General features: G+C 64.6%; 19 protein-coding genes. 4 read left to right on the forward strand and 15 right to left on the reverse strand.

The annotated features are described in order from the left end of the window. The first annotated feature begins 64 nt into the window (after positions 1-64). Positions 65-973, forward strand: a complete 909-nt coding sequence (locus QA645_RS04030; protein ID WP_283048332.1) for a LysR family transcriptional regulator — start codon at positions 65-67, stop codon at positions 971-973. A gap of 10 nt (positions 974-983) precedes the next feature. Here the strand turns inward: QA645_RS04030 and QA645_RS04035 are convergent, their stop codons facing one another. The 3 genes from QA645_RS04035 to QA645_RS04045 all read right to left on the reverse strand — a co-directional run bounded on the left by QA645_RS04035 (position 984) and on the right by QA645_RS04045 (position 2,869). Continuing rightward, positions 984-1,154: an RNA polymerase sigma factor region1.1 domain-containing protein gene (locus tag QA645_RS04035; protein WP_254134785.1), complete on the reverse strand. Its 171-nt coding sequence runs from the start codon at positions 1,152-1,154 to the stop codon at positions 984-986. Between the two features lie 66 nt (positions 1,155-1,220). Further along, positions 1,221-2,051, reverse strand: a complete 831-nt coding sequence (locus tag QA645_RS04040; protein WP_283048334.1) for an enoyl-CoA hydratase — start codon at positions 2,049-2,051, stop codon at positions 1,221-1,223. 116 nt (positions 2,052-2,167) lie between these two features. Then, positions 2,168-2,869: an SDR family NAD(P)-dependent oxidoreductase gene (locus tag QA645_RS04045; protein WP_283048335.1), complete on the reverse strand. Its 702-nt coding sequence runs from the start codon at positions 2,867-2,869 to the stop codon at positions 2,168-2,170. Positions 2,870-3,115: 246 nt separating this feature from the next. Between QA645_RS04045 and QA645_RS04050 the strand changes: the two genes are divergently transcribed. Both QA645_RS04050 and QA645_RS04055 read left to right on the forward strand, forming a co-directional pair. Next, positions 3,116-4,900 carry an acyl-CoA dehydrogenase family protein gene (locus QA645_RS04050; protein ID WP_283048336.1) on the forward strand — a complete coding sequence of 595 codons (1,785 nt, stop codon included), beginning with the start codon at positions 3,116-3,118 and terminating at the stop codon, positions 4,898-4,900. A gap of 44 nt (positions 4,901-4,944) precedes the next feature. Continuing rightward, positions 4,945-6,033, forward strand: coding sequence for a Zn-dependent alcohol dehydrogenase (locus tag QA645_RS04055; protein ID WP_254195859.1), 1,089 nt, complete (start codon positions 4,945-4,947; stop codon positions 6,031-6,033). Between the two features lie 149 nt (positions 6,034-6,182). Here QA645_RS04055 and QA645_RS04060 read toward each other — a convergent pair whose 3' ends face one another. From QA645_RS04060 to QA645_RS04100, 9 genes are all read right to left on the reverse strand, one after another. Then, the gene (locus QA645_RS04060) at positions 6,183-6,536 is read right to left on the reverse strand and encodes a nuclear transport factor 2 family protein (RefSeq protein WP_283048339.1); all 354 of its coding nucleotides are present in this window, start codon (positions 6,534-6,536) and stop codon (positions 6,183-6,185) included. 129 nt (positions 6,537-6,665) lie between these two features. Continuing rightward, positions 6,666-8,138 carry an amidase gene (locus QA645_RS04065; protein WP_283048341.1) on the reverse strand — a complete coding sequence of 491 codons (1,473 nt, stop codon included), beginning with the start codon at positions 8,136-8,138 and terminating at the stop codon, positions 6,666-6,668. Positions 8,139-8,236: 98 nt separating this feature from the next. Continuing rightward, a complete protein-coding gene (gene mbfA / locus QA645_RS04070; RefSeq protein WP_254134778.1) occupies positions 8,237-9,208 on the reverse strand; it encodes an iron exporter MbfA in 972 nt (323 codons plus the stop codon). Positions 9,209-9,275: 67 nt separating this feature from the next. Further along, positions 9,276-10,424, reverse strand: coding sequence for an alpha/beta hydrolase (locus tag QA645_RS04075; protein WP_283048343.1), 1,149 nt, complete (start codon positions 10,422-10,424; stop codon positions 9,276-9,278). A gap of 130 nt (positions 10,425-10,554) precedes the next feature. Beyond that, complete coding sequence (locus tag QA645_RS04080; protein WP_283048345.1) at positions 10,555-11,424, reverse strand: MBL fold metallo-hydrolase; 870 nt, start codon at positions 11,422-11,424, stop codon at positions 10,555-10,557. 17 nt (positions 11,425-11,441) lie between these two features. Next, positions 11,442-12,632 (reverse strand): serine hydrolase, encoded by a 1,191-nt coding sequence (locus tag QA645_RS04085; RefSeq protein WP_283048346.1) that lies wholly within the window; start codon positions 12,630-12,632, stop codon positions 11,442-11,444. A gap of 22 nt (positions 12,633-12,654) precedes the next feature. Further along, positions 12,655-13,266, reverse strand: coding sequence for a glutathione S-transferase family protein (locus tag QA645_RS04090; protein WP_254195856.1), 612 nt, complete (start codon positions 13,264-13,266; stop codon positions 12,655-12,657). 189 nt (positions 13,267-13,455) lie between these two features. After that, on the reverse strand, positions 13,456-14,298 hold the full coding sequence (locus QA645_RS04095; RefSeq protein WP_283048349.1) for a fumarylacetoacetate hydrolase family protein: 843 nt from the start codon (positions 14,296-14,298) through the stop codon (positions 13,456-13,458). A gap of 195 nt (positions 14,299-14,493) precedes the next feature. Beyond that, positions 14,494-15,345 carry an MBL fold metallo-hydrolase gene (locus QA645_RS04100; protein ID WP_283048351.1) on the reverse strand — a complete coding sequence of 284 codons (852 nt, stop codon included), beginning with the start codon at positions 15,343-15,345 and terminating at the stop codon, positions 14,494-14,496. 131 nt (positions 15,346-15,476) lie between these two features. Between QA645_RS04100 and QA645_RS04105 the strand changes: the two genes are divergently transcribed. Further along, complete coding sequence (locus QA645_RS04105) at positions 15,477-15,908, forward strand: DUF3775 domain-containing protein (RefSeq protein ID WP_283048352.1); 432 nt, start codon at positions 15,477-15,479, stop codon at positions 15,906-15,908. Positions 15,909-16,070: 162 nt separating this feature from the next. Here QA645_RS04105 and QA645_RS04110 read toward each other — a convergent pair whose 3' ends face one another. From QA645_RS04110 to QA645_RS04120, 3 genes are all read right to left on the reverse strand, one after another. Beyond that, positions 16,071-17,060, reverse strand: coding sequence for an NADPH:quinone reductase (locus QA645_RS04110; RefSeq protein WP_283048353.1), 990 nt, complete (start codon positions 17,058-17,060; stop codon positions 16,071-16,073). Then, positions 17,057-17,839: an SDR family oxidoreductase gene (locus QA645_RS04115; protein WP_254134770.1), complete on the reverse strand. Its 783-nt coding sequence runs from the start codon at positions 17,837-17,839 to the stop codon at positions 17,057-17,059. Before QA645_RS04115 ends, QA645_RS04110 begins: the two co-directional genes overlap by 4 nt. Positions 17,840-17,966: 127 nt before the next feature. Next, positions 17,967-18,479, reverse strand: a complete 513-nt coding sequence (locus QA645_RS04120) for a CvpA family protein (RefSeq protein WP_283048356.1) — start codon at positions 18,477-18,479, stop codon at positions 17,967-17,969. Between the last annotated feature and the right edge of the window lie 229 nt (positions 18,480-18,708).

Below are 18,708 nucleotides of genomic sequence, written 5' to 3' on the forward strand. Positions count from 1 at the left end.
AGCGGCTCGCCATAACTGAGATAATCAGCTATATATTTCGCAAGCTCCTGAGAAAAATTCATCAATGCGGATCGACCCATCCGACCTCGCGACCTTCCTCGCCATTGCCCGCCATCGCAGCTTTCGCGCGGCGGCGACCGAGCTTGGCGTCACACCGTCGGCGCTGTCGCATGGCTTGCGCAATATCGAGGAACGACTGGGCTTGCGGCTCGTCAACCGCACCACCCGCAGCGTGGCGCTGACGGAAGCCGGCGAGCGGCTGTTTGCGCGCATCACGCCCGCCTTCCGCGACATCGACGATGCGCTGGAGGACCTCAACAATTTCCGCGGCAAGCCCGCCGGCACGCTGCGCTTCACCGCCGCGCGCCAGTCGGCACAGCTCGTGCTGCTGCCGATCGTGACGCGTTTCCTGAAAGCGTTCCCCGACGTCGGCGTCGAGATCGTCATCAACGACGCCCTGATCGACATGGTCGCGGCCGGCTTCGATGCCGGCGTGCGCTTTGGCGAAACCATCGCCGCCGACATGATCGCGGTCCCGATCGGCCCGCGGCATCGTTTTGCCGTGGTCGGCTCGCCCGCTTTCTTCAAGTCGCACAAGCCGCCCACCACGCCGCGCGACCTGAAAGGCCTGCCCTGCATCCGTTACCGCTTCACCTCCGGCGCGCTCTATCACTGGGAGTTCGAGCGCGGCGGCATCGAGCTCGCCATCGACGTCACCGGGCCGCTGACGATGAACGACCAGGATTTGATGGTCGATGCCGCGCTCGACGGGGCTGGTCTCGCCTATGTGTTCGAGGCCCAGGTCGAATCGCTGCTCGCCAGGCGCAAGCTGGTCCGCGTGCTCGCCGACTGGTGCCCGGCCTATCCCGGCTTCTTCCTCTACTACCCGAGCCGCCGCCAGTTGCCGGCCGCGCTACGGGCGTTCGTGGATTTTGCGCGGGGCGAGGCCGGCGCGGCCCAATCGAGGAGATGACGGTGCCGGCCTATTCCTCGGCAATCCAGATACCCCGCTCGCTCAAAGCGGTCAGGATCGCCTCGATGTCTTTCGGTTCCACCTTGGCCGACGGCAACAACTCGTTCAGTTGATCGAAAGTGACGTAGCCGGTCTTCTCCGCCAGGATGACGGCTTTCCGCACCACCTCAGACCAGTCCATGTGGCTCTCCCAAAAAAGGGGGTATCTACCCTATGGAATGATCTGATGGTCTTGGCCGCGCAGCCGCTACTTCCCCGTGAACACCGCCTTGCGCTTCTCGATGAAGGCCTGCACGGCTTCCTTGTGATCGGCGGTCGTGGTCAGGCGGACCAGCCGTTCGGCCTCGTGGTCGCGGGCCGTCTCGAAATCGAACAGCAGGGCTTCGTCGAGATTGTCCTTCATGTAACGCAGCGCCAGGCGCGGGCCTTCGGCGAGCGACTTGGCCAGGGCGAAGGCCTCGGCCTGAAGCTTGTCATCGGGCACGACGCGATTGACGAGGCCGATGGTCTCCGCTCGGACGGCATCGACGCGATCGCCGGTGAAAAGCAGCTCGCGCGCCCGCGCGGTGCCGACGAGGCGCGTCAGCAGCCAGGCGATGCCGTAGTCGCCGGAGAGCGCGATACGGGCATAGCCGGTGGCGACGAAGGCCGATTGTGCGGCGATGCGGATGTCGCAGGCCATGGCGAGCGCAAGCCCGGCGCCGACCGCAGGGCCGGGCAGGGCGGCGATGGTCGGCTTGCGCACCGAGACCAGCGCGCCGGTGAGCAGCCGCTGCCGCTCCTGCAGATCGGCGACGCGATCTTCCAGCGACATCTCCAGCTTTTTGGGATCGCGATGCGCGCCCATGCCCTTGACGTTGCCGCCGGCGCAGAACGCTTCGCCCGCGCCGGTGATCAGGAGCGCGCCGACATCGCGGTTCTCGCCGCAGGTCCGGATCATCGTGCGCAGCGCCGGCGTCAGCGTATCCGACAGCGAATTGCGCGCCTCCGGCCGGTTCAGCGTGATCACGGCGACGCGGTCGCGGATGACGCAGAGGAGCTCATTGGTGCCGGTGTCGATGGTGGTTTCGGTGGACATTGTTTCTCCCCGCTCTCGTAGGGTGGGCAAAGCGAAGCGTGCCCACGTTGTCTTTCCGTATTTGGGATGGTGGGCACGGCGCTTTGCGCCTTTGCCCACCCTACGGCAGTCTTGCCTCAAAACTTCTCCACCCAGGGCCGCAGCTCGAGCTCCCAGCTCCAGGCACTGCGCGGCTGTTGCAAGACGTTCCAGTAGCTCTCCGCGATCGCGTCGGGATCGAGCATCGAATCCGGCTTGTCCGCAGGCTCCGTCCGCGCCGCGCCGCGGATGCCGCCGTCGATGACGAAATGCGCGACATGGATGCCTTGCGGCGACAATTCGCGCGCCATGCTCTGCGCCAGCCCGCGCAGTGCGAACTTGCCCATCGCGAATGGCGCGGATTGCGCGTAGCCCTTGACGCTGGCCGATGCGCCGGTGAACAGGATCGCGCCGTGCTGGTTCGGCACCATGCGCTTGGCCGCCTGCTGCGCCACCAGGAAGCCGCCATAGGCGCTGACCGCAATCGCGTTGGCAACATCAGCCGGGACCAGGTCGACGAACGGCCCGCGCGCGCGGCCGCTGGCATTGTAGACGACGAGGTCCGGCGTGCCGATCTCACGCTCGACCAGGCCGAACAGGCGCTCGACCTCCTCAGGCTCGGTGGCGTTGCAGGCATAGGCCTTCGCGCCGGTCTGGCTGCAGAGCGCACCCAGCTTCTCGATCTTTCGCGCGGCAAGGGCAACACGGATGCCCTGCGCGGACAGCAGCCGTGCCAGCGAAGCGCTCAGGCCTTCGCCGGCGCCGACGATGAGGGCGATCTTGTATTTCGGATGTTCCATGATGTGGTCTCTGGCGTGATCTTTCGGGGACGGGAAACCGTTGATCTAGGCATCCGCTGCGCGGACAACCAGCCACGACCTAAGGCCAGCTGATCACAATTCCGCAGAGCGAATTGCTCCTTCACGGCGATCATGCCTCCCTGACAATTTGCGGCTTTATCGCCTCTCGCGATGGGAGCATGATCGACATCATCTCAAGCGGCAAGCAATAAGAATTGCCGTTGGGCGGAAACGAAGAGGACGATCATGCACAAGCCGGCCACAGCGCAGCCAAAAAATGTCGCGGCGGAGCAGTCGGGCCTGTTGGCGCCCGATACGTCAGGCATGAATTTCTACCGCGCCGATCAGGCGCTGACGGACCTCTTGCGCATCCATCTGCCGGAGAAGCTATTCCGCCACATCGAGCCGCATCTCGATCGTCTCGGTGAACTTGCCGGCGGCCGTCTCGACGACTGCGCGCGGCTCGCCGACCGGCATACGCCGGTACTTCATCAGCGCGACAAGTTCGGTCGCGACGTGCAGTGGATCGAATATCACCCCGCTTATCGCGAGTTGGAGAACGCCGCTTTCGGCGAGTTCGGTATCCACGCGCTCTCGATCCGCAAGGGCATCATGGGCTGGCCGGACAAATATCCCGTGGTGGCCAAGCACGCCTTTACGTTCTTGTTCAACCAGACCGAATTCGGTATGGGCTGCCCGATCAACGTCACCGACGGCTGCGCAAAATTGCTGGCGAATTTCGGCAGCGAGGCGCTGAAGGCGAAGTATCTGGACGGCCTGACCTCGACCGACATGAGCAAGCTGACCCAGGGCGGCCAGTTCATGACCGAGAAGGAAGGCGGCTCCGATGTCGGCACGCTGACCACGCGCGCGGTGCAGGAGGGTGACCATTGGCGCCTTCATGGCGAAAAGTGGTTCTGCTCGAATGCCGATGCGAAAGTGGTGATGCTGCTGGCGCGCCCCGAAGGTGCCGGTCCCGGCACGCGCGGCGTCGGCCTGTTCCTGATGCCGCGCTTCCTCGACGACGGCTCGCAGAACCACTACCGGATCGTGCGCCTCAAGGACAAGCTCGGCACCCGCTCGATGGCCTCGGGCGAGATCAAGCTCGAGGGCGCGATTGCGTACGCGGTCGGCAAGCTCGACCGCGGCTTCGTGCAGATGGCCGAGATGGTGAACTCGTCGCGTCTCTCCAACGGCGTGAAATCGACCGCGCTGATGCGCCGCGCCTATCACGACGCGATGACGGTGGCGAAGAACCGCGTCGTGTTCGGCAACCGCATCATCGACCTGCCGCTCGGGCGACGGCAGATGCTGAAGATCATGCTGCCGGTCGAGCAGGCGCTGTCGATGAGCTTTCTCACCGCCGATGCGCTCGATCGTGCGGAGGCCGGCAGCCAGGATGCGGCGGCGTTGCTGCGCATCCTGACGCCGACGCTGAAATTCCGCGCGACGCGCGATGCGCGAAAAGTCTGCGGCGATGCGCTCGAGATGCGCGGCGGCATCGGCTACATCGAGGAATTCGCGACGCCGCGCCTGCTGCGCGATGCCCATCTCGGCTCGGTCTGGGAGGGCACCGGCAACATCGTCGCGATCGATGCGCTCCGGCGCGCGGTTGGCCGCCATGGTGCCGAGTCCGCGCTTGCCGCCGATCTGCACGCCCGCCTCGACGACAGCGGCTCCGTGCCGCAGGCCTGGCGCGACAATTTGCGCGGCTTCGTCGATCGTGCCGTCGGCTTCGCGCGCGAGGTCGCAGGCAAGTCGGAGAACGAGGCCGATGCGCGCCGTGCCACGAGCCTGCTCTATCACGTCGCAAGCGCCGTTGCGCTCGCCTGGGAGGCGCATCGCATCCACGACATGCGCGGCGACGCGCGCCGGCTGCTGCTGTCGCGGCTGGTGATCGACCATCGCGTTGCGCCGAGCGATCCGTTCCGGCTGACGGAAAATGCCACGCAAGCGAAAATCGCAGCGCTTCTGCTCGGCGACCGCGTGGCCTCCATGAGCGAGGTTGGCGAACTGGTTCTGGCAGCGTAGGCTGCTCGGCACGATCAAGCAAAAAAAGCCATAGGGAGTGCTCGATGAAGGCCGCCGTCCTTTATGAAGTCAACAAGCCGCTGGTCATCGAGGATGTCAGCCTGCCGAAGCCCGGGCCGCGCGAAGTGCTGATCCGCACGTCCGTCGCCGGGCTCTGCCACTCCGATCTGCACTTCATGGAAGGCCTCTACCCGCATCCGCTGCCCGCGGTGCTCGGGCACGAGTCCGCCGGTGTTGTCGAGCAGGTCGGCTCTGACGTGACCTATGTGAAACCGGGCGATCACGTCGTGACCTGTCTGTCCGTGTTCTGCGGCACCTGCGACAATTGCACCACGGGCCGCACCGTGCTCTGCACCGACACCACGGTGAAGATGCTGCCGGGCGCCTCGGACCGGATGCAGTGGAACAGGTCGGAGAAGCTGCATCAGTTCCTCAACCTCTCGTCCTTTGCCGAGCAGATGCTGGTGCACGAGAACGCGATCGTCAAAATTCGCAAAGAGATGCCGCTTGATCTCGCCGCGCTGATCGGCTGCGGCGTCATCACCGGCTATGGCGCGGTGGTGAACACCGCGAAGGTGACCGCGGGCGAGACCGTGGCGGTGATCGGCTGCGGCGGTGTCGGCATGGCCGCGATCAACGGCGCGCAGATCGCCGGTGCCGGGCGGATCATTGCCATCGACACCAATCCCGCAAAACTCCAGCTCGCGACCAAGCTCGGTGCGACCGACATCATCAATCCCGCCGACGGCGACGTGGTGAAGCAGGTGCGAGACCTCACCAATGGCGGCGTGCAGCATTCCTTCGAGGTGCTCGGCCGCAAGGAAACCGCCGAGCAAGCCTTCGGCATGCTCGCCTCCGGCGGCACCGCGACTATCGTCGGCATGATCCCGTTCGGCCAGAAGATCGAGCTGCACGGTTTCGATTTCTTGCGCGAGCGTCGGATCCAGGGCTCGTCGATGGGCTCCAACCATTTCCGTGTCGACATGCCGCGCCTGGTCGACTTCTACCTGCGCGGCCGGCTGCACCTGGAAGACTGGATCTCGGCCAAGCTGAAGCTCAGCGAGATCAACGAGGGTTTTGCCAACATGAAAGCCGGCAAGACGCTGCGGAGCGTGATCGTGTTTGATAGTTGACGTCTAGGACGGTGTCATCGCCCGCGAAGGCGGGCGATCCAGTGCTCTGCGGCGGAAGTTGCGTGAACGAACTATTGCCGCCGCGGTGTACTGGATGCCCCGGTCAAGCCGGGGCATGACTGCGGAGTGTGGGGATGGCCTGCATCAACTCACCGTGACACGTGCGCCGACACCGCCAGCCACGTGCCGTTCTTCTTCGTCCAGCAGTCCGTATAGCGCCCGGTCGCCTGCTGACCATCCGCGGTGGTGTAGCTCGTCGCCGCGTGGATGATGGCGAAGTCGCCCATGATGCGGATGATGACGTCGAAGGCGTGCAGATTGCGGATCGCGGTCGGCCGCGCGGTCTGCTCCAGGAAGGCGGCGCGGTCGACCAGCGACTTGTCGGGATTGGAGCAGTAAAATTCCGGCGCCAAAATCTCGTCGAAGCGTTTGACGTCGCAGTTCTGCACGGAGGCGACGTAGTCGCGGTTGAGTGCGGTGAGCTGTTCGAGGTCCTGGCTCATGATGCGTCTCTCCCGATTCGACCCTCATGGTGAGGAGGCGCGCCGTCTCGAACCATGAAGGCCCCGATCTGTCCTGTGGCCATCCTTCGAGACGACCGCTTCGCGGTCTCCTCAGGATGAGGTTCTCGTCTAGTCGTCAAACATCTTCGGCGGCACGAACCCGCCGAACTCGCGTTCGATCAGTTCGGCCAGCCTCAAGGGCGTGCGGTCCTCCAGCCACGGGCCGACGATCTGGACGCCGATCGGCAGGCCGTCCGGCGCGAAGCCGGTCGGGATTGCGGTCGAGGGCAGGCCGGGAAGCGTGGCGATGCCGGGCCAGGCGAGCTGGTCGGTATAGACGTGCTCCTTGCCATCGATCACGATACGGCGCTGCTCCTGATCCGGCGAATGATCGTGCGGATAGGCTGGTGTCGGCATGATCGGGCAGATCACTGCATCGAAGGATGTGAACAGCTCGCGCCATTGTGCGCGCAACCGTGTCCGGCCGACGGTCGCGGTCACCCAGTCGCGATGGCTGAGCGCGATGCCGCGAAGGCGTTCGGCCTGCAGGCTGTTGTTGCCGGCCGGCAGGGTGGCGGCCGCGGCGACCGCGCCTGCGTAGAATTCGCTCGGGAAGCTGGCGGCAAGAAACGACAGCAGCATCCGCATATAGAGGCGCGAGGACGCCGCGAAATCCGGCAGCAGCGGACTGCTGCGCTCGATTCTGACGCCCGCCTTGGCGAGATTGTCGGCGAGCGTGTTGATGCTGCCGCGCACCGCGGTGTCGGTCGGCAGCACCGGATCGGTATCGATCACGAGGACGCGGAAATCCTTTAGCGCGCCGTGACGCGCAGGCGGCAGCTCGAGCCTGTAGGCCTTGCCGTTGTCGATTGGGTCCGGCCCGGCCATGACGTCGAGCAGCAAGGATAGATCGCCGGCGCTGCGCGCCATCGGGCCGATCACGGCGAGATCGCGCTCATAGGCTAGCGACGGGGCCGGCGGCGCCGTGTGGCCGCGAGAGGGCAACAGATCGAAGGTCGGCTTGTGTGCGTAGACACCGCAATGAAACGCGGGCACGCGCAGCGAGCCTCCGATATCCGAGCCGAGCGAGAGCGGACCGTAGCCCGCGGCGAGCGCCGCCGACGAGCCGCCGGATGAACCGCCCGGGGTGCGGCCGAGATCGTAGGGATTGTTGGTGGTGCCGTAGATGTCGTTGTAGCTCTGCCAGTCGGCGAGCGCGACCGGCACGTTGGTCTTGCCGAGCACGACGGTGCCGGCGTCCTTGACCCGCGTGACCGGCAGCGAATCTTCCTTGGCAATGAAATCCTTTTGCGCTGGATTCCCCCACGTCGTCGGCAGGCCGGCGATGTTGTAGGATTCCTTCACCGTCATCGGTAGGCCGAGCAGCGGCTTGCGCTCGCCGCGGGCCAATGCGGCATCCGCATCACGCGCGGCGCTCAGCGCGCGATCGAAGTCTCGCACGCAGATCGCGTTGACCTTGCCGTCGTGACGCTCGATGCGGTCGATCGCGTCCTGCGTGAGCTCGACAGCTGAGACTTTCTTCGCTGCCAAAGCGGCCGACAGTTCGACCGCGCTCTTGTAACTCCATTCCGATTTCGCCACGACATGCTCCTGCGCTTCACCTGGGGGATGATGCGCAGTTTGCCGGAAGGCCGCAACCGCCGTTTGATCGCGATTGCCATGCCGTGGTGCGGAATGCCTCAGGCCGCCCCGATCAAGATCCCCACCGCCAGCACGATGGCGCCGCCGAGCACGATCTGGAATACGGCCTGCAGGAACGGTGTGTCCATGTAGCGTGCGCGGATGAAGGCGATCGCCCAGAGCTCGAAGAACACGACGATGCCGGCGATTCCCGTCGCGATCCAAAACGCGTTGGCCCAGTGATCGGGCACGAGATAGGGCATGGTGTGTCCAAGCCCGCCGAGTGTCGTCATCGCGCCGCAGGTGATGCCGCGCAGCCAGGGTGAGCCGCGCCCGGTGAGGGAGCCGTCGTCGGATAGCGCTTCCGCAAATCCCATGCTGATTCCGGCGCCGATCGAAGCGGCGAGGCCGACCAGAAACGTCTGCCAATTCTGGTGCGTGGCGAAGGCCGCCGCGAACAGCGGCGCCAGCGTCGAGACCGAGCCGTCCATCAGGCCGGCGAGGCCCGGCTGCACATATTGCAGCACGAACATCCGCCGCCGCGTGCGGTCTTCTTCCGCGCGCACGTCGGGCTTCAAGATCTCGTCGGTGAGCGCGACCGCGCGGTTCTCATGGTGCTTCTCTTCTTCGGCAAGGTCGCCGAGCAGGCGGCGTACGCCGACATCCTCGGCCTGTTCGGCGGCGCGCGCGTAGAAGCGCTCGGCCTCGAGCTCCATGGTCTCGACCTCCTTGCGGATCGTGTCGAGCGGCAGGTTCTTGGTCAGCCAGATCGGGCGCCGGCGCAGGAAGCCTTTGACGTCCTCGCGCCGGATCGGCGGCAGATGCGGACCGAAACGCTCTTCATAGAGTTGCAGCAGGCGGTGCCGATGGCCGCGCTCTTCTTCGGCCATCTCCTCGAAGATCTTCGCCGTATCCGGATAACGTTCCCGCAAGTCCTCGGCGAAGCTCATATAGATGCGGCTGTCCTCCTCCTCGGAGGAGATCGCGACCGCAAGCACCTCGCGCTCGGTCAGATCGGCAAAATTCTTCACGACGGCCCTGTCTCACTAGTTTAGAATAATTCTAAACTATATAGGACGCCGTGGTTCCCGGGTCAAATCACGCGGTGCGGGCCTTTTCCAGGAAGTCCAGCAGCAGCCGGCTGACCTCGGCGGGCTGCTCCTGCTGCACCCAATGGCCGGCACCGTCGACGAGATGACAGCCGAGCATCCTCGTGCAGCCGCGTCCCTGCATCGCCTCGAACACGCCGGGGCGTTGATAAGTGCCCCAATCCTGCTTGCCCGAGATGAAGCACGAGGGCACGTCGATGCTGCGGCCCGAGAACAGCTGCATCTCGCTGTTGAGCATGCCCGTCGTGCCGTAGCGATACCATTGCAGGCCGCCCTGGAATCCGGTGCGGCCATATTCGGCGCTGTAGTAAGCGAGCTCGCTGTCCGGCAGCCATCGATTGGCGGCGATCGCAGCCGGCGAGGGCATCTCCATCGCGACCGTTTCGGCCATGGTCTCGCCGAGGTCCATTACGTAATAAGTCGGCAGCTTTGCGAGCTCGCCTGCAGACCACGACTTCAGCGGATAAGGCTTGTTGTCGATCCAGTCCGCGCTCTTGTGATGATAATAGGCCCGCAGGAAATCATGCACGCCTTGCGGCGCGTGCTGCATGTCGGCGTTGGCGGCGCGCGTCGCGTAGTACCATTGATAATGGATGCGCGGGCGCGGCAGCGCGGCGAGTTCGCGATGGACGGGATCCTCGACCGCAGTCTTCGCCGGACCATCGGCCGTATTGAACGGCAGCGGGGGCGCCCCGCCGAACGGCGCGCTCATCAACGTCACCGAGCGAAACACGTCGGGCCGGATCAGCGCGCACCACGCTGCGACCGGGCTGCCGAAATCGTGTCCGGCGAGGTCCACCTGCCGGTAGCCGAACGCCGACACCAAAGCGAGCGCGTCGCGCGCGAGGTTGAGAAGAGAGAACGGGATGAGATCGCCGTCGTAATCGGCGGTCCAGCCGGTGGTGCGGCCATAGCCGCGCTGGTCGGGTGCGAGCACGTGATAGCCGGCGGCGGCCAGCGTCGGCATCACCTTGCGCCAGGAGAAGGCGAGCTCGGGAAACCCGTGCAGCAGCAGGATACAGGGACGGCCCCTGGTCTCGAAGCCGGCTTCGAGCACATGCATGCGCAAGCCGTTGATGCCGTCGACGTATCGCGATCGGATGCCGGCGGGGAGAGGAATGTCGGGGAGTGTGCTCATTGATTCTCTCCACTCGGGCAGTACCGTAGGGTGGGCAAAAGGCGCAAAGCGCCGTGCCCACGTCTATCCAGTACGGCAACAGAAACGTGGGCACGCTACGCTTTGCCCACCCTACGGCATCTCGGCTAGATCAAACCGCCGCACACACGAACGCGTTGCCCATGCGCTTGATCTTCCCCACCGATGGTGACGGAAAATGCGCCGTGCAGCACAGCGTGTCGGTGTCGCAATAGCGTTCCAGGAAGCTGCGCCGCGTCGTGGCCGCCTTGGCCGGATCGGCGTCGAACTTGATCGACAGCTCCGGATAGAGCGTCTGCAGCGGCGAATGCATGAGGTCGCCGGAGAACACGGCATCGTCCTTGCCGCGTCCCATCGCGATCGCGATATGGCCGGGCGTGTGGCCCGGCGTCGGCACGATGCGGACGTGATCGCCGATCTGGTGATCGTTGCTGACGAGCTCGTGCCGCTTGGCCTCGACCACTGGCAGCACGCTGTCGGCGAAGGGTGGGATCTCCGCCTTCGCATTCTCTGCGAACCAGTGGTCGTATTCCTGCTTGGCGAACACGTAGCGTGCCTTGGGGAAAGTGGGCACCCAGCGGCCGTTCTCCAGCCGCGTGTTCCAGCCGACGTGATCGACATGCAGATGCGTGCACATCACGAAGTCGATGTCATCGACGGCGACACCGGCGGCATTGAGCGCGCGCATATAGGTGTCGTCGGTCTTCATGTGCCACGCCGGCCGCTGTGGGCGGGGCTTGTCGTTGCCGACGCAGCTGTCAACCAGAATGGTGTGGTGTGGCGTCTTGATTACATAGGACTGGAAGCACAGGATCAGGACGTCCTGATCGTCGAGTGCCTTGGCCTCTCGCATCCATGAGCGGTTCTCGGCCAGCACCTCCGGTGTCAGGCCCGGCAAGAAGTCCAGAGCGGGGAAGAAAGGGGCTTCCTGCTCGATGACGCGCTGGATGGTGAGATCGCCGACCGAATATTTCAGGCTCATGCTCGCTTCCTTTGTGATCAGTGCACGTCGCGCACGGATGGAATGACGATATTGGAGAGGATGTCGATCGCGGCCACGCCCTCCTTGGGCTGGCCGTATTGCGCAGCAGTGGTCATCATGACGAGATCAAGCTCGGGCACAACGAAGATGCGCTGACCGCCCCAGCCGAAGGCAGCAACCCATTTGATCTCTTTGTCGCCGGCGAACGAGCGACCCATCCACCATTGATAACCATAGAATTGCGTGCTGCCGAAATAGCCGACGGCCTGGAAACGCGGCGTGATCGATTGTGCGATCCAGTCGGCCGAGACGATTTGCTGGCCGTTCCACAGGCCACGATTGAGCACGAGCTGGCCGATCTTCGCCGCATCGCGCGGCCGCAAGCGCAGGCCCGCGGCCGCTGCGATCTTGCCGTTCTTGTAGGCCTTCCATTCGACATCGCTGATGCCGAGCGGCTGGAACAGTGCCTCGCGCGCGAACGCCTCCAGCGATGTCTTCGAGGTGCGCTCGATGATATTGCCGAGCAGCTCCGTGCTGCCACCACTATAGGTCCACAACGTATCGGGCGGTGCTGCGATCGGTCGCGACAACACATAGCCGAGCGGATCCGGCTCGACGACGAGATGCGGCTCGTCGTTTTTGGGGTCGGTCCAGGCTCGCGCCTCGTCCCATTTGAAGCCGGATGACATCGTCAGCAGATGGCGCAGCGTGATGGCGTCCCATCCCTCCTGCTTCACCGCCGCATAATCAGGAAAGAATTTCAGGACGGGCTCATCGACGCCTGCGATGAGCTTGCGGTCGATCGCGATTCCGATCAGCAGCGAGGTCACGCTCTTGGATGCCGAGCGCATGTCGTGCTTCGTCGTGGCGGTGAACTCGTACTGGCCGTCGGGCTGTCCCCAGGGCTGGTCGTAGCCGGGAAAATATTGCTCGAAGACGAGCTTGCCATGCCTGACGACGACGACCGAATGGACCGCGGTTGACCGCTGCGCGAGCCGCGCGGCGATGGTGCACAGCTTCGCGCCGTCCATGCCGACAGTGTCGGGCGAGGCGATCTCCCAGCCATCGTCGATCGATGACGGCGCTCCGCAGGCCTGGCCTTGTTGTCCGGGCGGCGTGCTCTCGGCCCGCAGGGTGGTGGCTGAGATGGAAAGTGCGAGCACAAGACCCGCGCTGAGACCAGTGAACCGGGAGAATTGATCGCGCATCGTCATTCTCCCGGCACTGTCGCTACGCCGCTGGCGGCACCGAAATCTTCACCGAGGGCCGCTCCAGCATCTTCTGATGGAACGCGTCGAGTTTCGGATAGGCCTTGCGCCAGCCGCAATCGGCGAAGCGGAAGTCGGCATAGCCGAGCACGCAAACGAGGCCGATCTGCGAGATGTCGAACGGGCCGTTCAGCACATCGGGCATGTTCTCGAAGCGCGCCATGCCGGTCCAGGCCCGGTTCCAGTGGTCGTCGGACCATGCCTGCCATTGCAGGCCCTGCGGCCGTACCATCTTCTCGTAGCGGCACAGCAGCATGGAATCGAGCATGCCGTTGATCAGCGAATGATTGGTCTTGGCCTTCCAGCGCCGCGGGCCGTAAGACGGGATCAAATTGCCGCCGGCCATCTCGTTGAGATATTCGACGATGACGTAGGAATCCAGGATGACGTCGCCGTCATTGGTGATGAGCACCGGCAGCTTCTTCAGCGGCGTGATCTTCGAATAGTCCTCGTTCACCGTGCCCGGCGCGACGGTCGCCGGCGTGAATTCGATCTTGTCGATCAGCCCGAGCTCGATCGCTGCGATGCGCACCTTGCGGGCAAAGGGCGAGGCGGCGGAGAAGGAGAGTTTCATGGGATGTCCTCTATCGAGACAGACGGTCCTCATCCTGAGGAGCGCGCCTCTTGGCGCGCGTCTCGAAGGATGGACAACGAGGTATCTTCGCTCGTCACCCGGCGCGAACGTCGGGCGACTTTTTTCCTGGCACATCCTTCGAGACGCGCGCGTTGCGCGCTCCTCAGGATGAGGGCGGAGGACGGCGACTTACGCCGCGACGATCTCCTGGCGCTGCTCGCCGAGGCCTTCGATGCCGAGCGTGACGACGTCGCCGACATTGAGGAAGGTCGGCGGCTTCATGCCGAGGCCGACGCCGGGCGGGGTGCCGGTGGTGATGATGTCGCCCGGCAGCAGCGTCATGAACTGCGAGACGTAGGAGATGCACTTGGCCATCGAGAAGATCATGGTCTTGGTCGAGCCGGTCTGGCGGCGCTGACCGTTGACGTCGAGCCACATCGACAGGTTCTGCACGTCCTTGATCTCGTCCTTGGTGGCGAGCCAGGGGCCGACCGGGCCGAACGTGTCGTGCGACTTGCCCTTGGTCCACTGACCCAGGCGCTCGGTCTGGAAGGCGCGCTCGGAGACATCGTTGCAGACGCAATAGCCGGCGACGTAGTTCAGGGCATCGGCTTCCGAGATGTATTTTGCCTGGGTACCGATGATCGCGGCGATCTCGACTTCCCAGTCGAGCTTGGTCGAGCCGCGCGGCTTCTCGACCTTGTCGTTCGGGCCGGACAGCGAGGTGTTGGCCTTCATGAAGATGATCGGCTCGGTCGGAATGGCGGCGCCGGTCTCCTTGGCGTGGTCGCTGTAATTGAGGCCGATCGCGACGAATTTCGAGATGCCGGTAACGGGCGCGCCGAACCGCGGCTTGCCGGACACGGCAGGCAGCGAGGCGGGATCGATCGCCGCCAGCTTCTTCAGGGACTCCGGCGAATAGGCCTCGCCGGTGAAATCCTTCACATGCGCCGACAGGTCGCGCAACTGGCCGGATTTGTCGATCAGGCCGGGCTTTTCCGCACCCTTTTCGCCGTAACGAACAAGCTTCATTCTGGTTTCTCCCTTGGGATGGACTGATCGGTTGAATAGCTTCATGGAACAGCGCGGCGGGAAATTCAACCGCGGAAAAGGGGTGCATTGCAGCCCTTCATTGTAGGGTGGGTTAGCCGTAGGCGTAACCCACCACATCTGCCTCCACAGAAACAGAAGAGGTGGGTTACGCTTCGCTAACCCACCCTACGAATCCTACGATCCCAGCGCCTCGAACCTGAACGCGTCGCCGTCCCGCTTGATGTGCCCGGCCGAGAAATGTCCGCCGATCACCAGGGTCGGAGTGTCGGCAAAGCGCGAGAATATCGTGTGCCGGCTCGCCGCTGACTGGGCGGGATCGCTGTCGACGACGGAGCACCAGTCGAGATGCGCCATCTGGCAGGGATGATGGGCCACATCGCCGCTGAGCAGCCCCCGCTCACCGGCGGACTCGATCAGGACGCTCATGTGCCCGGGGCTGTGGCCGGGGGTCGGGATCACGCTGATCTCCTCGCAGAGCCGGTGGTCGCTCGGGATCAAGTCGACCAGGCCCGCATCGACGACCGGCTTCACGGAATCGTTGAACACCGCGACCTTGTCCGGCTCGGCCGAATAGTCACGCCAATATTCATATTCGGTCTTGCCGAACAGATAGCGCGCGCCGGGGAAGGTCGGCACCCATTTGCCCCCGACTAGCCGTGTGTTCCAGCCGACGTGATCGACGTGAAGATGGGTGCACAGCACGGTGTCGATGCTGTCCGGGGGAAAGCCCGCCGCCGCCATGATCTCGAGGAATGGCGTGTCGCGGTTATTCCAGACCGGGACGCCGCGGCCCTGCTTGTCGTTGCCGAGCCCGGTATCGACCAGGATGCGGCGCGACGGCGTCTCCACCACCAGCGAATGGATCGACATTTTCAGCCGACCTTCCTCGGTGGCGAAATGCGGGATCAGCCAGGGCAGTTTCCGGATTTCGTCGTTGGTTGCGGCCGGCAGGATGAAGCGGGTCGAGCCGACCGTCTCCATTTCGACGAGCTTTGTGATCTTGACGTTGCCGACCTGCCACTGCATCGGGCGTGCCCTCATTTTCTTGCTTTCGCGAAAGATGCGGTCTTCCACCGTCGAACGCAATGGATCATCTGTCGTGATGTTGCGTTATCCGGGGAGGCTGGAACCAGCCAAACGACCAGCAGGGGGAGCCCATGCCAGAGCTTGCGATTTCCGCCGACAAGGTCGCCTTCATCATCGAGAAGGCCCGCGAATTCGACGTCAAGGAAGCGGCCTCAGATCCGGACTCGGGCTCTAATCCGTCCGACGACGACGAGATTGATGTGCTCGAGGACAGCAATTCCGATCCGGTCGCAGCGGAGCTTTCCGGCTTCATCCGGGCGCTGAACGAGGACGAGCAGCTCGACCTCGTCACGCTGATGTGGCTCGGCCGCGGCGATGGCGATGTGGACGAATGGGACGATCTGCGCGAGCGGGCCGTGGAAGCGCGCAGCGAATACAAGGCTCCCCGGCGCGAGACGGTGCAATATCTGCTGGGAGAGCCGATGCTCGGCGATCTCCTGGCCGACGGTATGGATGAGCTCGGCATCGACTGGAGCGACGAGCGGACGACGCCCGTGTCGTAGCGAGCGTTGATTTAAAAGAATCGAGCGGCAGTCTCGGTGCAACCTCTCCCGCTTGCGGGGGAGGTCGGCGCGCAGCGCCGGGTGGGGGCTCTCTCCTCTTAGGGATTGTCCCTTTGCGGAGACACCCTCTCCCGCAAGCGGGAGAGGGAGCGCACTCGACTCTCACCGCGCGCAGTCGACGATCACGGTGCCGAGCTTGTCGCCCCTCTCGACGGCCAGATGGGCCTGCGCCGTATCCGACAGCGCGAACTGGGACGCGACGTTGTGAAGCCGCGGCCCGGCCGCCAGCCATTTTGAAATGTCGGCCTGCGCCGCCGCGAGCAGCGCCGGCGGCAGCGCGAACAACACCAGTGCGCGTAGCACGATGCACTTCTCCATCAACTCGCGCATCGGGACAACCGGCGTGCGGTTGCCGTTGGTGGCGTAGACCGCGATGGTGGAATTGATCGCCATCAGTTTCAGCGTGGTGGCGATGTTGCCGCCGAAATCGACATCGACGACGCGGTCGACGCCGCGCCCGCCGGTAAAGGCCATCGCCTTCGCAACGACGTCCTCGTCCTTGTAGTTGACCACGAGATCGGCGCCCGCACGCCGGGCCTGCTCGCCCTTCATCGCCGAGCTGACGGTCGCGATCACCTGCGCGCCGCCCCACTTTGCCAGTTGCACCGCATAGTGCCCGACCGCGCCGGCGCCGCCGGTGACCAGAACGGTCTTGCCGACGATCGGCCCATCCGCAAACAGGCTGCACCACGCGGTCATCGCGGGGATGCCGAGCGTGGCGCCTTCCGCGAAAGAGAGAGTGTCCGGCAGCGGCGTCACCAGTTGCTCGGCAAGCGCGATGTATTCCGCCGCGGTGCCGAAGGCGCGGCCGTTGCGCTGGCCGTTGAACAGCCAGACCCGGTCGCCGACCTTGAAGCGTGTCACGCCGTCGCCGATCTGGTCGACGAAGCCGGCGCCGTCGCTGTTCGGAATCACGCGCGAGAATTCCATCGCGCGATAAGAACCGCCGCGCCTGCCGACATCGGCCGGATTGATGCCGGAGGCTTCCAGGCGAATGCGGACTTCGCCTGGGCCCGCGACCGGCGTCGCCATCTCACCATAGGTGAGAACGTCGACTGCCGGCCCTGTCTGCTCGTACCAGACCGCTCTCACAGCGTGCCGGGGAAAGCGCCGCCGTCGAGCAAAATGTTCTGGCCGGTGATGAAGCCGGCCTTGGCGCCGCACAGGAAGGCGCAGGCATAGCCGAACTCGTCGGGCTGGCCGAAACGGCCGGCCGGGTTGAGTTTGGCGCGCTCGGCCAAAATCTGCTCGGGCGTCGTGCCGCGCTTGTCGGCCTCGGCCTTCGCGGTGCCGGTCAGGCGGTCGGTCTCGAACGGGCCCGGCAAGAGGCCGTTGATGGTGACGTTGTTGATCACGGTCTTGCGCGACAGGCCGGCGATGAAGCCGGTGAGGCCGGCGCGCGCGCCGTTGGAGAGGCCGAGGATGTCGATCGGCGCCTTCACCGCGGCCGAGGTGATGTTGACGATGCGGCCGAACTTGCGCGCCATCATGCCGTCGACCGTCGACTTGATCAGCTCGATCGGCGTGAGCATGTTGGCGTCGATCGCCTTGATCCAGTCGTCGCGGGTCCAGTTGCGGAAATCGCCGGGCGGCGGGCCGCCGGCATTGTTGATGAGAATGTCCGGCTCGGGGCAGGCCTTGAGCACGGCCTCGCGGCCCGCGGGCGTGGTGATGTCGCCGACGATCTCGGTGACCTTCACACCCGGATAGGCCTTGCGGATGTCGTCGGCCGTCTTCTTCAGCGCGTCGGCGCCGCGCGCGGTCAGCGTGACGTCAACGCCGGCTTCGGCCAGCGAGATGGCGCAAGCGCGCCCCAGGCCCTTGCTGGATGCGCAGACGATGGCGCGGCGACCTTTGATCCCAAGATCCACAGTTTCACTCCCGAAAATAGCAGGCAGGTTTTTGGACGGGGCGCACTCTAGCCAAGAGTGATGCCGCTGATAAGGGATGGAGCCGCGTCAAAATGCATGGCGGTCGCCGTGGCGATGCAAATGCGCCCTAGATACGCCGCTCCTGCTTGAGCCGGTCGATCGCGGCCGCGGCCTCCGGCGGCAGCGACTTGAAGCCCATCTGCCCGACCGCCGAGAACAGCGGCCGCAGCTGCGACCCGGCAAGGAAGGGCGGCTGGTGGTTGGCCGGGACGATCTGGTCGAACACCAGCACCAGCGTGGTGGCGACGAGGCCGACCCTGATGGCGCCGAGCGCGGCGCCGCCGAGCCGGTCGCCGATCCCGGCCTCGCGGATCGTGTCGTCCAGCACGAAGCGGCCGATATATCCGAGCAGCATGCCGACCACCAGAAAGATGCCGAAGAACCAGATCCAGTTCTGGACCAGCGGCGCATTCGGATTGCCGGTGATCTGCGGCGCGATCATCGGCATCAGCGAGACCGCGATGGGGGCGGCGAGGAGATAGGCGAGGATGGTCATGGCGCTGCGCAGCAGACCGGTCTTGAAGCCGAAGCCGATCGCGATGGCGAGCGCGGCATAGACCGCGAGATCGAAGCTGTTCATGAGCGAAACCCTGCCGTGGAACGAATGAACGCTGAACCGATCGTTCCGGTTTCAGATCGCTAAAATCGTCGGTATTCTTTCGCTCCAGCAACTCGGGATTGTGTCGATTCAGGACTATTCGACGTCGGTAAAGAAAGCATCATCAAACACTATTGCCTCAATCGGTGACAGATACTCCGCTGTCGTCCCGGCGAAGGCCGGGACCCATAACCACAAGCAGCAGTTTGGC

The organism is Bradyrhizobium sp. CIAT3101 (assembly GCF_029714945.1).
In the GTDB taxonomy this organism is placed as follows: Bacteria; Pseudomonadota; Alphaproteobacteria; order Rhizobiales; family Xanthobacteraceae; genus Bradyrhizobium.

What these genes read in the sequence shown, in the direction of transcription:
- QA645_RS04030 (WP_283048332.1), top strand. Translation starts at nt 65, where the DNA reads ATGCGGATCGACCCATCCGACCTCGCGACCTTCCTCGCCATTGCCCGC.
- QA645_RS04035 (WP_254134785.1), bottom strand. Translation starts at nt 1,154, where the DNA reads ATGGACTGGTCTGAGGTGGTGCGGAAAGCCGTCATCCTGGCGGAGAAG.
- QA645_RS04040 (WP_283048334.1), bottom strand. Translation starts at nt 2,051, where the DNA reads ATGTCCACCGAAACCACCATCGACACCGGCACCAATGAGCTCCTCTGC.
- QA645_RS04045 (WP_283048335.1), bottom strand. Translation starts at nt 2,869, where the DNA reads ATGGAACATCCGAAATACAAGATCGCCCTCATCGTCGGCGCCGGCGAA.
- QA645_RS04050 (WP_283048336.1), top strand. Translation starts at nt 3,116, where the DNA reads ATGCACAAGCCGGCCACAGCGCAGCCAAAAAATGTCGCGGCGGAGCAG.
- QA645_RS04055 (WP_254195859.1), top strand. Translation starts at nt 4,945, where the DNA reads ATGAAGGCCGCCGTCCTTTATGAAGTCAACAAGCCGCTGGTCATCGAG.
- QA645_RS04060 (WP_283048339.1), bottom strand. Translation starts at nt 6,536, where the DNA reads ATGAGCCAGGACCTCGAACAGCTCACCGCACTCAACCGCGACTACGTC.
- QA645_RS04075 (WP_283048343.1), bottom strand. Translation starts at nt 10,424, where the DNA reads ATGAGCACACTCCCCGACATTCCTCTCCCCGCCGGCATCCGATCGCGA.
- QA645_RS04080 (WP_283048345.1), bottom strand. Translation starts at nt 11,424, where the DNA reads ATGAGCCTGAAATATTCGGTCGGCGATCTCACCATCCAGCGCGTCATC.
- QA645_RS04085 (WP_283048346.1), bottom strand. Translation starts at nt 12,632, where the DNA reads ATGCGCGATCAATTCTCCCGGTTCACTGGTCTCAGCGCGGGTCTTGTG.
- QA645_RS04090 (WP_254195856.1), bottom strand. Translation starts at nt 13,266, where the DNA reads ATGAAACTCTCCTTCTCCGCCGCCTCGCCCTTTGCCCGCAAGGTGCGC.
- QA645_RS04095 (WP_283048349.1), bottom strand. Translation starts at nt 14,298, where the DNA reads ATGAAGCTTGTTCGTTACGGCGAAAAGGGTGCGGAAAAGCCCGGCCTG.
- QA645_RS04100 (WP_283048351.1), bottom strand. Translation starts at nt 15,345, where the DNA reads ATGCAGTGGCAGGTCGGCAACGTCAAGATCACAAAGCTCGTCGAAATG.
- QA645_RS04105 (WP_283048352.1), top strand. Translation starts at nt 15,477, where the DNA reads ATGCCAGAGCTTGCGATTTCCGCCGACAAGGTCGCCTTCATCATCGAG.
- QA645_RS04120 (WP_283048356.1), bottom strand. Translation starts at nt 18,479, where the DNA reads ATGAACAGCTTCGATCTCGCGGTCTATGCCGCGCTCGCCATCGCGATC.